Annotated in this window: 11 protein-coding genes; 9 read left to right on the forward strand and 2 right to left on the reverse strand. The window is 40.5% G+C overall.

Going from position 1 to position 14,351, the window contains the following annotated elements:
• Positions 1 to 171: 171 nt before the first annotated feature.
• Positions 172 to 624, forward strand: coding sequence for a hypothetical protein (locus H5157_RS13455; protein WP_182724850.1), 453 nt, complete (start codon positions 172 to 174; stop codon positions 622 to 624).
• Positions 625 to 678: 54 nt separating this feature from the next.
• Here H5157_RS13455 and glp read toward each other — a convergent pair whose 3' ends face one another.
• Complete coding sequence (glp, locus tag H5157_RS13460) at positions 679 to 1,896, reverse strand: gephyrin-like molybdotransferase Glp (protein WP_182724851.1); 1,218 nt, start codon at positions 1,894 to 1,896, stop codon at positions 679 to 681.
• A gap of 96 nt (positions 1,897 to 1,992) precedes the next feature.
• On the opposite strand from glp, the gene modA reads away from it, so the two are divergent.
• From modA to H5157_RS13475, 3 genes are read left to right on the forward strand one after another with little or no spacing between them, the layout of a single operon-like run.
• On the forward strand, positions 1,993 to 2,694 hold the full coding sequence (gene modA, locus H5157_RS13465) for a molybdate ABC transporter substrate-binding protein (protein ID WP_259399361.1): 702 nt from the start codon (positions 1,993 to 1,995) through the stop codon (positions 2,692 to 2,694).
• Positions 2,681 to 3,358 (forward strand): molybdate ABC transporter permease subunit, encoded by a 678-nt coding sequence (gene modB / locus H5157_RS13470; RefSeq protein WP_182724853.1) that lies wholly within the window; start codon positions 2,681 to 2,683, stop codon positions 3,356 to 3,358. The genes modA and modB overlap by 14 nt, the downstream gene beginning before the upstream one ends.
• Position 3,359: 1 nt before the next feature.
• Positions 3,360 to 4,388 (forward strand): ATP-binding cassette domain-containing protein, encoded by a 1,029-nt coding sequence (locus tag H5157_RS13475; protein ID WP_182724854.1) that lies wholly within the window; start codon positions 3,360 to 3,362, stop codon positions 4,386 to 4,388.
• Here the strand turns inward: H5157_RS13475 and moeB are convergent, their stop codons facing one another.
• Entirely contained in the window at positions 4,389 to 5,147 is a 759-nt protein-coding gene (gene moeB / locus H5157_RS13480; protein WP_182724855.1) for a molybdopterin-synthase adenylyltransferase MoeB, read from the reverse strand.
• Between the two features lie 289 nt (positions 5,148 to 5,436).
• Here moeB and H5157_RS13485 point away from each other — a divergent pair, with 289 nt between their 5' ends.
• From H5157_RS13485 to H5157_RS13505, 5 genes are all read left to right on the forward strand, one after another.
• Positions 5,437 to 6,906 carry a NarK family nitrate/nitrite MFS transporter gene (locus tag H5157_RS13485; RefSeq protein WP_182724856.1) on the forward strand — a complete coding sequence of 490 codons (1,470 nt, stop codon included), beginning with the start codon at positions 5,437 to 5,439 and terminating at the stop codon, positions 6,904 to 6,906.
• A 13-nt stretch (positions 6,907 to 6,919) separates the two neighbouring features.
• Positions 6,920 to 8,662 (forward strand): bifunctional protein-serine/threonine kinase/phosphatase, encoded by a 1,743-nt coding sequence (locus H5157_RS13490; RefSeq protein WP_182724857.1) that lies wholly within the window; start codon positions 6,920 to 6,922, stop codon positions 8,660 to 8,662.
• A gap of 9 nt (positions 8,663 to 8,671) precedes the next feature.
• Positions 8,672 to 9,865: an alginate export family protein gene (locus H5157_RS13495; RefSeq protein ID WP_182724858.1), complete on the forward strand. Its 1,194-nt coding sequence runs from the start codon at positions 8,672 to 8,674 to the stop codon at positions 9,863 to 9,865.
• A gap of 227 nt (positions 9,866 to 10,092) precedes the next feature.
• Positions 10,093 to 11,616 carry an FAD-dependent oxidoreductase gene (locus H5157_RS13500; RefSeq protein ID WP_182724859.1) on the forward strand — a complete coding sequence of 508 codons (1,524 nt, stop codon included), beginning with the start codon at positions 10,093 to 10,095 and terminating at the stop codon, positions 11,614 to 11,616.
• A gap of 26 nt (positions 11,617 to 11,642) precedes the next feature.
• Positions 11,643 to 14,339, forward strand: a complete 2,697-nt coding sequence (locus H5157_RS13505) for a nitrate reductase (protein ID WP_182724860.1) — start codon at positions 11,643 to 11,645, stop codon at positions 14,337 to 14,339.
• The last annotated feature ends 12 nt before the right edge of the window (positions 14,340 to 14,351 follow it).

Genomic DNA, 14,351 nt, shown 5'->3' on the forward strand with positions numbered 1-14,351 from the left:
CAACCTGCATAAATCTTTGATCAATTTAACGAATTAAATTGCACTATAACGTCGTTAAAAATTTTTTATTTAGAACAACTAGATACAAAAATTTTTGCCTAGTTCTAGCGTAATTTTCTTAACGTAAAATAGACCCCATATATAAGCAGATTGGTATTAAAGGGATTTAAAATGAATAAAATTATTATTGGGTTTGCTTTTGCTATTTCATCATTTGGCGCATTTGCACAAAGTACTGATGATTGGCCTGAAGGCGGTGCAATGCACACGGGCAAAATTTATAATTTAGAGGGCAATAGATACAAAACTAAAATCAGTAAAATGATGGATGAGATCTACCCGCAACTAACTGATGATTACCAAGTAGATGCAGTTAAAGCGCAAATAAAAGCATGGGAGCAGTATATAGATGCTACATGTAACGTTGTTGGCATAGCAACGGGTGCCGGTGGCTCTTGGCCCTCAACGTATAGTGTTAAATGCGAAAGAAGCCTAAGTTATGATAGATACTTTGCGACTAAAAACGCGCTGAAGTGCGTTAATAGATTAAGTAAAGAAGAGTTTGTAGGGCGTAGCGAAAAGTTAAATTGTTTAATTCAAACATTAAATATAAAAATATTTTAAGGTTTGCAGCAGCGCTACAGCTAAATTATACAGTTAGCTGTAGCATTTTAGGCTTTATAGCAACTCAATACTTACTGTTGCGCCTTTTTCGATATTGCCGCTTTGCGCTGGCACTACAATTAAGCAGTTAGCTTTACTAAGGGACGAAAGTACCCCCGAGCCCTGTTTATTAAACGGGGCAACTACCAAGTCACCTTGTTCGTTAATTGTTGCAGTACCGCGTTGAAAGTCAGCTCTGCCAGGGCGCTTTTTAATAACGGATGTAGTAACCGCGTTAAAGCGCATTTTAGGATTTACTTCACCAAGACCCGACAGCTTTTGCAGTGCAGGCTCTACTAACTGATTAAACGTAACAGCAGCCGACACAGGGTTACCTGGCAAGCCAAAAAAGTAACTGTTACTTAATTTACCAAAGGCAAAAGGTTTGCCTGGTTTCATGGCTATTTTCCAAAAGTGGATATTGCCAATTTCGTTGAGCACTTCTTTGGTAAAGTCGGCTTCTCCAACTGATACGCCGCCTGAGCTTATTACGGCATCGGCGAGTTCATTCGCTTTTAAAAATGCATTGGTGATGAGGTCTTTGTCATCAGGGATTATTCCTAAATCGATCACGTCGATATTTTTTTGTTGCAGCGCACTAATAATAACAGCGCGGTTGCTTTCAAAAATAGCGCCTTGCTTAAGAGGCTGACCAGGTTCTATTAGCTCATCGCCTGTAGAAAGCACGGCTATTTTTAGGGTTCTTACCACGTCTATATTGGCAATTCCTAAAGATGCAAGTAACCCCACATCAACGGCTTTTAATTTATCGCCTGCTTTTAAAATAACATCGTCTATTGCAATATCTTCACCAGCAAAACGTACGTTTTCATTTAGCTCTGGTTGCGCAGTAAACGTAATTTTATCGCCATCTACCGAGGCGTTTTCTTGCATTACAACGCCGTTAGCGCCTGGTGCAATGGCGGCGCCGGTCATTATTCTTACGCATTGCCCTGGGGTAAGCGTTCCTTCAAAAACTTGACCCGCAAACACGCTACCTACTTGTGTATAGGTTAAGCTTTTATCTGAAATACATAGCGCATAGCCATCCATTGCGGAGTTGTTATGAGCGGGTACGTTTATAGTTGATTTAACATCGCTTGCTAAAACGCGATCAACACTTTGCATTATAGTGATGGTTTCAACGTCTTTAACAGGCGTTATTGAGCCAAGTATATTTTGTATTGCAGTTTCAATTGGTAATAAACCGGGTGCATTGCAAACATCGTTCATATATATTGCTTACTTAAATCATTTTATTTTGAAACAATACTTATAATGTCAAAGCTTTACAATACATGGTTGGGTTATTTTTTGTGTATAGCATGCATGCTTTCGTGCAGCGTAAACGCAAAAGAAACGCTGCAAGTAGCCGTAGCGAGTAATTTTAAAACTGTATTGCAAACCCTACTAAAAAAATCCCCATTACCTAATGTTGACGTGAAAATATCAGCCGCTTCTAGCGGTGTTTTATATTCGCAAATAGTGCATGGCGCGCCATTTGATGTGTTTTTATCGGCTGACGATTTTCGACCGCAATCACTTATTAAAGAAGGTTATGCCGAGCAAAGCAGTTTAATCACTTACGCGTTAGGCGAACTTGCTTTGTGGCAACCAAAAGCTGAAAAAGTAAATGATAAAGTAGCTATTGCTAATCCGCGTTTTTCACCATACGGGCGTGCCTCAGAGCACTACGCTAATAACCATTTTAAAAAGCCAGTAAATTATGTGTACGGGAATAATATTACGCATGCATTTCAGTTTGTGCAAAGTGGTAACGTAGGAGTAGGGCTGGTGGCTGTTTCATCACTAAAGGCGGCTTACAGTAACACGCAAGATCAAAAATATTTAGATTACACCGTGCTGCCTACAAATCAATATCCCGATATAATTCAACAAGGCGTTATTATTAGCTCGACTAAAAAGCGTGCTAGCGCTCAGCAACTTATGCAATTTTTAATGACGCAGGCTACGCAGCAGCAGTTAATTGAATTAGGTTACAGAATAAAGGACAACAATGCTTCAAAGTGATTTAACCGCGCTGTGGTTAACTATAAAACTTGCCTTTATAACCGCAGTACTCCTTCTTGTATTTTGTATTCCACTGGCATACAAGCTTGCTGGCTATAACGGTAAATTTAAACCATTTTTAGAGGCATTAATTGCAATGCCTTTAGTGCTGCCGCCTACGTTGTTAGGGTTTTACTTACTTGTTTTATTTTCGCCTGATCACGCTTTTGGGCAGTTTTGGTTTTGGCTAACGGGTACACAGCTTGCGTTTAGTTTTCAGGGCGTTGTTATTGGCTCGCTTTTTTATTCGCTGCCTTTTGTAATGCAGCCTCTTGTGGCTGGGTTTAAGCATATTAATCAAACCTATAACGAAGCTGCCATTGCGCTTGGGTTAAGCCCGTTTAAACGCTTTGCGCATTTAATTATTCCGCTTTTAAAACCCAGTATTGGTAGCGCGTTTGCTTTAGGCTTTGCGCACACATTGGGTGAGTTTGGTTTGGTATTAATGATTGGCGGTAATATTCAGGGGCAAACACAAGTGGTGTCTATTGCGCTTTATGACCATGTTGAATCGTTAAATTATACGGCGGCACATCAGCTTTCACTTATTTTACTGGCTATTTCGTTTGCCTGTTTAGTGCTGTTATTTAAGTTTAATAAAAGCATTGTAGGGGTTAAGCAATAACATGATTAAGTTAAGCCTTTTTAAAGCACTCAATAATTTTGATTTAGATATAAACCTTGATCTTGAGTCGTTTAATGTATTGGGTGTTTACGGTCCTTCAGGCTCGGGTAAGTCAACATTACTGCGTTGTATTAGTGGTTTAGAGCCTGCAAAAAGTGTTTATGTAAACAATCAGCCAGTGCATGAGCTGCCAAGCGATAAACGCGGTATTACGCTTCAGTTGCAATCGTGTCCGTTGTTTCCTCATTTAGATGTGGCAGGTAATTTAGCGTTTACACAAAAACACTGCGGGAATAAACAAACCAGCTTAACGCTAGAATACGTTGTTAAAACACTTGAATTACAAGACTTACTAAATCGTGACGTACAAAGCTTATCGGGTGGTGAGCGCCAGCGTGTAGTATTTGCGCGTACGCTGTTAGCCGGTCAAAAATTTATAATGCTTGATGAGCCTTTTAGTGCGCTTGATTGGTCATTGCGTTTTAAAACGCTCACTAAACTTAGCGAGATTGCTGTTAAGTTTAATATTAAATTTATAATAGTAAGTCACTCATTAAAAGAGCTGCTATTTTGCTGCGATACCCTTATTCAGCTTGATAAAGGTAAGGTGATAAACCAAGGTGCAAGTGCACACGTTGCAAAAGCTATTTATGCAAACGATAGGCAAACACCGCTGAGCTTAATTAATTACGATGCTGTTAAATTTGATGAAGACTACGGGCTATATCAACTGCAATTACAGCAAAGTGAGCAGCCGCTTTTTGTGCTTCCTGCACTTGTAGATAGCAGTAACAAGCTAATTATAGAAAGTGAGCAAATGTCGCTTAGTGCGTTAAAGCCTGAGCAAACAACGCACAGTAATGTTTTAAAGACGGTATTAACTCAGGCTGAGCTTATTAACAACAAGTGGCAGTTAACGCTTAATGTAGATGGGCAAACTTTGTATTGCTTGGCTTCAAGACGAGTGTGGGACAAAAACAACTTTAAAGTGGGCGATGTGCTTTATACAACAATCAGTAATCTAGAATAACTAAATGCTGCACACCGCACATTGACTGTTTTTAGCTATTTTAAAACGATTAAACTCCATGCTTAAGCCATCCACCAGCAATAAGTGTTTGTCTAAGCCACTTGGCAAACCAGCAAGCATTTTTAGCGCTTCAGTTGCCTGAATGCTGCCTATTAGCCCCACAATAGGGGAAAGTACACCCGATTCAGAGCAGCTTTGTGTTTGTTCACTAAAAAATTGCGATAAACAGCCATAACAATGGCTGTTTTCATCCATGGTAAAACACGCGACCTGTCCTTCCATACGTATTGCAGAGCCTGACACCAGCGGGACTTTAGCCTTAAAACAGGCGCTATTAAGTGCATTACGCGTTGCTAGGTTATCTGAGCAATCAATTACTATATCAATGTTATTAAATAGCTGTTCTTTGGAGGTACTTGCATCAAAAAATGCCTCAATAGTATTTATGTTTATTTCACTATTAAGCGCGTTAAGCTGTTTTTTAGCAGCACTGCATTTTGAGCTACCAATGTCGCTTTCTTTATACAGTATTTGCCTTTGCAGGTTGGTCACGTCTATTTCATCGTTATCAACTAAGGTAAGCGTACCAACGCCAGATGCCGCTAAGTATTGACCTACCGCACACCCAAGCCCACCCACACCAATAATTAAAGCATGTGATTGCCATAGTCGCTCTTGTCCGTCTATATCAAGCTGCGGGAGCATTATGTGCCGTGAATAGCGCAGTTGCTGCTGGTAAGTTAGCGGTGTTTTTTGCATTTTCAAACTTCTCATACTTTTTTTGAACAATACCAAGTTGTTAAATCCAAGAGCAAGTAGTAACGCTTTTTATTTGCACTCTAACAACCCAGAGCCCTTCACTCATATAGTGCAACTATAACGTATAAAAACAACTGTTGCATGTAACCACATGAAATTTATAGTTTTTAATTAGTGGCTCAGTAATTGCTATATCGGGTTAACTTAAATTTAACAAAAATTGGGCTGCTACTCATATAAAAGGGTGGGGCATTAATAAAACAATAATACGTTTACGAGGAAAATAAACATGCAACCGAGTTCTGGGTTTAACCTAATATCGTTTAGCGGAAAAATGAAAGTATTACATCTGAGTTGGATGGTCTTTTTTGTGTCATTTTTTGTATGGTTTAACCATGCTCCTTTATTAGGTGCCATAGCGGGTTCACTTGGTATTACCATGGCACAGGTTAAAACATTACTAATTTTAAATGTAGCGTTAACTATTCCAGCGCGTGTTGTGGTTGGTATGCTAACCGATAAATTTGGTCCCCGTATTGTTTACGCGGCACTACTTATTACCTGTAGTATTCCATGTTTTATGTTTGCTATGGCAACTACATTTGAGCAAGCAGCAATAGCGCGTTTTGCTTTAGGCTTTATTGGTGCTGGCTTTGTTGTAGGCATTCGTATGGTGAGTGAATGGTTTCCTGCTAACGAGTTGGGTATAGCGGAAGGTATTTATGGCGGCTGGGGTAATTTTGGTTCAGCAGCTGCGGCTATGTTATTGCCAATTATTGCACTAATGTTTGGCGGCGAAGATGGCTGGCGTTATGCAGTAGGTTTAACCGGTGTATTAAGCGTTATATTTGGTGTTATTTGGTACTTAAATGTAACCGATACGCCAAAAGGCGGTACATACTTTAAGCCTAAAAAAGTAGGCGCAATGGAAGTAACCAGTAAAGGCGACTTTGTATTACTTCTTATTATGAAAATCCCTATGTATGGTGCACTAGCATTACTTACTTGGAAGCTTTCACCAACCGGTGCTAACCTAATTTCGGCTAACTTTGTACTTGCCGTGTATGCTTTTTTAGTTCTGCTTTATATTTACGAAGTGTATAAAACCTTTGACGTAAATGGTCATATTTTTAAAGAGCCTGTACCTGAGTCTCATCGTTATGAATTTAAGCAAGTGGCTGTTTTAAATATTTTATATTTTACAACTTTTGGTTCTGAGCTTGCAGTTGTATCTATGTTACCGCTATTTTTTATGGATGTGTTTGCGCTTGATATGGTGTACGCGGGTATTTTAGCCTCAGCTTATGCATTTATGAACTTAGCATCTCGCCCAGGTGGCGGTTGGATTTCAGATAAATTAGGTCGCCGTATTACCCTTATTGTACTTACAACGGGTCTTGCTGTTGGTTATTTTGTAATGGGCTTGGTTGATGCATCGTGGCCTTTATGGCTTGCTGTAGTAGCTGCTATGGCGTGTTCGTTCTTTGTGCAAGCTGGTGAAGGCGCTGTCTTTGCCGCAGTACCGCTAATTAAGCGTCGTTTAACTGGGCAAATAGCTGGAATGACAGGTGCTTACGGTAATGTAGGTGCAGTAGTGTACTTAACGGCATTGTCACTTGTTGATTATCAAACTTTCTTTTTCATTATTGCGGGTAGTGCATTACTTGGTCTAGCTGCACTGTTTTTTATGAGAGAACCAGATGGCCATATTACCGAAGTAAATGAAGACGGCACCGTTGAACTTATTTCAGTGACTTAAGGCATTATTGACTATGTTTGATGAAACACTCCACGCTAAATCGCTAAAAAATGAACTCAACGTTTCATTTGGCGGGCACAGTGCTAAAGGGTTAAAAGCAGAAAACCAAGATGCGTTTGCAGCTCTCAATACCAAAGCGCAAGAAAAAGAGTCTAAAGGCGTTATTGCCTGCTTAGCCGATGGGTGTTCATCAGCAAAAAATGCTAAACAAGCGTCTCAACTTTCGGTTACTCATTTTATAAATGAGTATTTAAATACCCCCGAAAGTTGGGCGGTTAAAAAGTCAGTGTCGAAGGTGTTAGCAAGTTTAAATCAGTGGCTTTATTCGCAATCGCTTAATTACAATCACTTAGGTCAGCGTCAAGCCGATTGGATGACGACTTTTACAGCACTTATTTTAAAGTCGGCAACGGGTTATATATTCCACTTAGGTGATACGCGTATTACTCGCTTGCGAGGAAATAAAATAGAGGCAATAACACGGGATCACAAAGTAAACGATACGCTAACGCGTGCTCTTGGCGCGCAACTTCATCAAGAAATAGATGTATACGAGGTTGACCTAAAAGCAGACGATATTTATATATTAACCTGCGATGGCGTACACGATGTGCTCCCAAGTAGTGATATAGCTAAATTAATTAACGAGTACACTAATTTAGAAAATGCAGCTAAAGCAATTACCGAACTTGCATTAGCACGAGGCAGTGACGACAACGTAAGTTGTTTACTGGTAAAAGTAGAAAATATTGCCGAGCAAAAGTTAGATGAACTTTACCATTCGCTAACACGACGAAAAATTCCACCTGCCCTTAATGTTGGGCAAAAAATTGATGATTACACGGTTATTCGTAAATTACATGCCAGTAGTCGCTCGCACATTTATTTAGTGCAACAAGCGCCCGATATACCGCCAGTGGTTTTAAAAGCACCTTCGGTTAATTTTGAAGACGATGTGCACTACCTTCAAGGCTTTATAAGAGAAGGCTGGGTAGGGCAACGCATAAACCATTTAAACGTGATGAAAGTGCTAAGTACGCAATCGCAGAGTCGTTTTTTGTATCATATTTGTGAGTACATGGACGGGCAAACACTCAGTGATTGGAAGCACGACGTGCCGCACCCAGAAATAACCCAAGTACGCAGTATTATTGAACAAATAGTACATGCACTAAGGGCGTTTCAGCGACTCGATATGGTACATCGTGATTTAAAACTCGATAATGTAATGATAGATGCGCACGGTAAAGTAACGCTAATAGATTACGGCACAGTAAGTGTTGCGGCCATGGACGAGTCGGTTAAACAAATTGCGGATGATTGCCCGCAAGGCACTGCCGACTACACCGCGCCCGAAACACTTATTACTATGCACGCCGATTTTAAGAGTGATTTGTTTTCACTTGGCGTTATTGCATACGAGTTATTGTGCTCAAAATTACCTTACAAACCACTGCCACTTAACCACGTAGCGCCAAAAGATTACAGCCATTGGCATTACACAAGTATTCGTAAATACAGAGCCGATATTCCGTTTTGGTTAGATCAAGCCCTTATGAAGGCGCTTGCCCCTAAACCTGAGCTCAGATACCAAGCTTTTTCTGAGTTTATAAACGATATCAACAAACCTAATCCTTATTTAGAAAGTACCGCTAATAAAAGTTCAATAATGAAACGCGATCCAGTTATGGTGTGGAAATGTATTTCGCTGTGTTTATTTATTGCTTTGGTATGTGTATTAATAATTAAAACTTAGAGAACCAAAATGCTTAATTACAAGAACAACTTACCTATTATTTTTATACTGGGTTGCTTCACTGCGCCTTTAATAAGCCAAGCTGCGCAAACTGATCTTGATTTTAGACTGCGCTTTGAAAGCGTTGATCAAGAAAATGCTCTAAAAGATGCAAGCGGCTTAACACTTAGAACCCGCTTAACGCATCAAACAGACGAGGTGAATGGTTTTTCAGCACTTATTGAAGTAGAAGACACTCGCAGCCTATTGGGCGTAGATGATTACAACAATACAGTGGGGAAAAACACTAATTATTCTGTTATTGCAGACCCAGAAAACACTGAGATAGACCAAGGCTTTGTTAAATATGTACGCGATGGTCTATCGCTAAAAGTAGGGCGCCAAATAATAGCTCTTGATGGGCAGCGTTTTGTTGGGCACGTAGGTTGGCGCCAAGACAGACAAACCTTTGATGCCGCGACCATTAATTACGCATTTAATAACATAAATTTACAGTACAGTTATTTAAATAAGCGTAACCGCATATTTGCTGACGATAAAGACATTAAATCGTCCGATCATTTAATTAATGCAAGCTTTAAAACAGACTACGGTAAAGTGGTTTTATACAGTTACTTATTAAGTGACGATGCACTACAAGACGACAGTTTAGATACTTATGGCGTTTCTTTTAACGGTAATAAAACCCTAAACGACATAAAATTTTATTACAAAGCGGAGTATGCAGCGCAGTCTGCTTCAACAAGCGTGAGTGATTTTGATGCCGATTACTATGCACTTGAAGGCGCTGTCGATTTAAATGGGTTGGGCATAAAAACAGTAACATTAAAAGTTGGCATAGAGTCACTTGGCTCTGATAATGGCGATTACGGGTTTGCAACACCGCTTGCCACGTTACATAAATTTAATGGTTGGACAGATACGTTTTTAAATACACCCACACAGGGCTTAGACGACACTTACATAAGCTTAAACGGTAAAGCGTTTGACGGAAAATGGCTGGTGGCTTATCACAGTTTTGATGCTAATGAGCAATCAAATGGGGTTGACGATTTAGGCAGTGAACTAAACGTACAATACGTTAAACCTATTAATAAACAATACGCAGTAGGTGTTAAGTATGCTGATTACTCAGCGGGCGATACTGCTGCTAATAAAGTCGATACTCAAAAATTGTGGGTATGGATGAGCGCTAAATTTTAACCCTCTCTATCTTCTAATATTCACTTGTAATTTATAGCGACACACGATGGTGCAATTGCACCATCTTGTGGGACTTTATGCTTTTCACCTCTGCACCAATTTAGGCAACTTGCTGATTTTAAATGCTTATATATTTGGCTTACATATTGCTATAACAAACCTATAACAAATTATTCGATTTCAATTTAAGTCAATTACTAAAATAGGTATCACTTTAAGGTGGGTAAATGTTAAGCAAGCAGCGTGTTGTAGTGGTAGGAAACGGAATGGTCGGGCACCATTTTGTGCAGCAGCTAGTTTCTCAAAATCAAGCTGATGAGCAATTTGAAATTACGGTACTTAGCGGTGAAGACCGTTTAGCGTATGACCGTGTACAACTATCCTCTTTTTTTAAAGGCAAAACCGCAGACGACCTCGCACTTACATGTAATAAAACCTATGACGATTGGCAAGTACGCTTTCATACTCATTCTAAAGTGGTTGATATAAATCGTGATACGCAAACTGTAACGACCGCTAAAGGGGAATTGTTTGAATACGACAAACTTGTGCTTGCTACAGGTTCATTCCCATTTGTACCGCCTATACCGGGTAAAGATCGCGAGCATTGCCTTGTTTATCGCACCATTAACGATTTACACGCAATAAAAAATTCAGCCCACGGCAGCAAAGTAGGCGTGGTAATTGGTGGCGGTTTACTGGGGCTTGAAGCTGCAAACGCATTAAAGCAATTGGGTTTACATACTCACGTAATAGAATTTGCACCGCAACTTATGGGTGTACAAGTTGATGCTGGTGGCGGTCGGTTACTAAAAAATAAAATTACGGATTTGGGCGTTACTGTACATACAGCGGTAGCAACTGAGGAAATAGTAGAAGGCGAAAGTTGCCGTTATAAAATGTGCTTTAAAGGTGGCAAAACCCTTGAAACAGACATGATTGTATTTTCGGCGGGTATTCGCCCTTATGATAATTTAGCCCGCGAGTTTAATTTAGAGTTGGGCGAGCGCGGCGGTATTGTAATTAATAACCACTGCCAAACGAGTGATAAAAACATATACGCTATTGGTGAATGTGCACTGTGGAATAATTTTATTTTTGGCTTAGTGGCACCCGGTTACGCCATGGCTAAAATAGCAGTTGGGCATATTTTACAAGATACGCAGCAAGGTACTTTGCAAAGTACTGGCTTAGACAATAAAGCCGATGAATTTAATGGTGCCGATATGAGCACCAAGCTTAAATTAATGGGTGTTGAAGTAGGCTCTATTGGCGATGCACATGCACGCAGCGAAGGCGCAATAAGCTATTACTTTGAAGACCAAGCCAATGGTATTTATAAAAAAATAGTCACTAACTCACAAAGTATTAAGCTGATTGGCGCGGTACTTGTTGGCGATACCAGCGATTACGACAATTTGCTGCAATATCATTTAAACGACATTGAACTTACCACCGCTCCCGAAGCGCTCATTATGCCCCTTGCCGGCGACATAGCAGAGCTAAGCGCCGATGACTTGCCTGATGACGCCATTATTTGCGCTTGTCATAAAGTAACTAAACACACCATTGAACAAACAGTCGCTAAAGGCTGCATAGATTTGGCAAGTGTGCAGCAAAGCACCAAAGCCAGTACAGGCTGTGGAGGGTGTGAAAAGCTCGTTCAAAATGTAATAAACAGCGCGCTCGCTAAGGCAAGTAACACTATTAACGTAGTTACCCTTAATGAGCCTGTAAAACAGCCTGCATAAATTAAAGCACACTAAAAGAGAGCAGTATGACAACCGCAAACACGTCACCAACTATAAATAAAACCAGTTTAAAACAAACAACATGTGCTTACTGTGGTGTAGGGTGCGGTGTTGATATTTCACTTTTTAATAATGTGCCGACCAAGCTTGAAGGCATGCGAGAGCATCCCGCAAACTTTGGTCGTTTATGTGTAAAAGGCACCCATTTGCTCGACACAACAGGCAGTGATAACCGCTTAACGTCGCCCCTTATTAATAATAAAGCAGCCACGTGGGATGAAGCAACCGACCACGTTGCCAATAAATTTAACGACGTAATACAAAAGCACGGACCCGATGCGGTGGCATTTTATGTGTCAGGGCAGTTACTTACTGAAGATTACTACATCGCGAATAAATTAATGAAAGGCTACATAGGCTCAGGCAATATCGATACAAATTCGCGCCTGTGTATGTCATCTGCTGTGGCAGGTTACAAACGCGCTTTTGGTGAAGACGTAGTGCCGTGTACCTACGAGGATTTAGAGCAAACTGAGCTGCTTATTTTAATTGGCTCTAATGCCGCATGGACTCACCCGGTTTTGTATCAGCGAATGGAGCGTGCAAAGCAGCTTAACCCAAATATGAAAGTGGTGGTTATTGATCCGCGCAAAACCGACACCGCTGAGCTTGCCGACACATTTTTAAATATAAAACCAGGCAGTGACGCTGCGCTTTATAACGGTTTGCTTAATTATTTAAATGAGCATAACCACCTCGATACGCAATTTATTGATCAGCACACAAACGGCTTTGAAAGCGCACTGCAGGAGGCACAAAAGTGGAGCTGTGAGGCAGTTAGCGACTTTTGCGATATAGCAATTGAGCAAGTCACTGAGTTTTACGCGCTATTTGCTAACAGCCCAAGTGCGATTAGCTTTTATTCAATGGGTATAAATCAGTCAAGTTCGGGTGTAGATAAATGCAACGCCATTATTAATGCGCATTTAGCCTCAGGTAAATTACTTAAGCCAGGCAGTGGTCCGTTTTCAATTACTGGGCAACCCAATGCGATGGGCGGGCGCGAAGTAGGTGGTTTGGCTAATCAGTTAGCGGCGCATTTAGATATTGAAAACGAAGCACATCAATCACTTGTGCAACGTTTTTGGCTTGCGCCAACTATTGCTAAAAAAGCAGGCAGCAATGCCATCGATATGTTTGATGAAATAGCCGCAGGCAAAATAAAAGCAGTGTGGATAATGGCAACAAACCCAATGGTAAGTTTGCCTAATAACGCCGCTATTAAAAAGGCATTAGAGACCTGCGAGCTGGTGGTTGTATCTGACTGTATTGCAAAAAGTGATACGTTAAAATTTGCCGATGTTGCTTTTCCATCAACCGGATGGGGCGAAAAAAACGGCACAGTAACCAACTCAGAGCGCAGAATATCAAGGCAGCGCCCGTTAGTCGCGCCTTATTCGGGAGCTAAAAACGATTGGCAAATTATGTGTGAAGTCGCTAAAAAAATGGGCTTTGAAGGGTTTGATTTCACAGATCCAAGTGGCATTTTTGAAGAATGGGCACAATTAACCGACTTTGAAAATAACGACAGCCGATTATTAAACCTCTCTGGTTTAGTTGGGCTCACAAAAAGCCAGTACGATAACTTAAAACCCATAATGTGGCCTGTTGTTAAAAATCAGCCTTATAAAAACGGTCAGGTTTTTACAGATAACCAATTTAGCACCGCTGATAAAAAAGCGCGTTTTATACCCATAACGCCGCAATTACCTGTGCAACAAACATCATGTGATTATCCGTTTATAATGAACTCAGGACGTATACGCGACCAATGGCATACAATGAGCCGCACAGGTAAAAGCACTGCGCTTTCATCGCATATTACACGCCCGTACATTGAAATTAATCCGCTTGATGCCAGTAAATTAGCAATTAAACAAAACGATTTAATAAGTGCGATTGCGCAAACTGGGCAGGTTACCGCGCATGCAAAAGTAACCGATTCCGTGCGAAAAGGTGAATGCTTTATGCCTATTCATTGGAATAAGCAATTTGCATCATCCGCAACAGTAAGTGGGTTGTATCAATCGGTAGTTGACCCTCTATCTGGTCAGGCTGAGTGCAAACACGGTGCTGTTAATATAGTTAAAGCACCCTTTGTGCAATATATGCAGCTGTTTGCTAAAAACGAACTTGTTATAAACAGTGATTTTTGGCTCAAAGTTAATGCAAGCAATTGCTTTAATTACCAATTGGCGCTTAATGAACCACAAAGTGATTTACTGTATTACTGCCAAACCTTGACTGGTTTACAAGGGCAGTGGTCGGCTATGAATACGGCAAAAGCCATGCATGTGCAGTGTATTCAAAACGATCAATTAGCGTTCGTAGGTGTTATTTCTAATGAGCAAAAAGAAATATCACTTGAGTGGATAAACCATTTGTTTGCAGAGCCATTACTGACCTTTACACAGTTACAGTCTTTGCTTTATGCAACCCCAGATGAAGAATTTACTCAAGGCGTGCAAGTGTGTAGCTGCTTTAAAGTAAGAGAGCAGCCAATTATAAACGCCATTAAAAACGGTGCAAACACAGTCGAGCAATTGGGGTCTGAACTTAAATGTGGGACGAACTGTGGTTCGTGTAAAACGCAATTAAGCCAATTAATTAAGCAACATGCTACGCAAAAAGCGAACAGTATTAATGTTGCGGTTGAAATGTAAACAAACAAGGAA

This window comes from Pseudoalteromonas sp. SG43-3 (assembly GCF_014164385.1).
GTDB classification, from domain to species: domain Bacteria; phylum Pseudomonadota; class Gammaproteobacteria; order Enterobacterales; family Alteromonadaceae; genus Pseudoalteromonas; species Pseudoalteromonas distincta.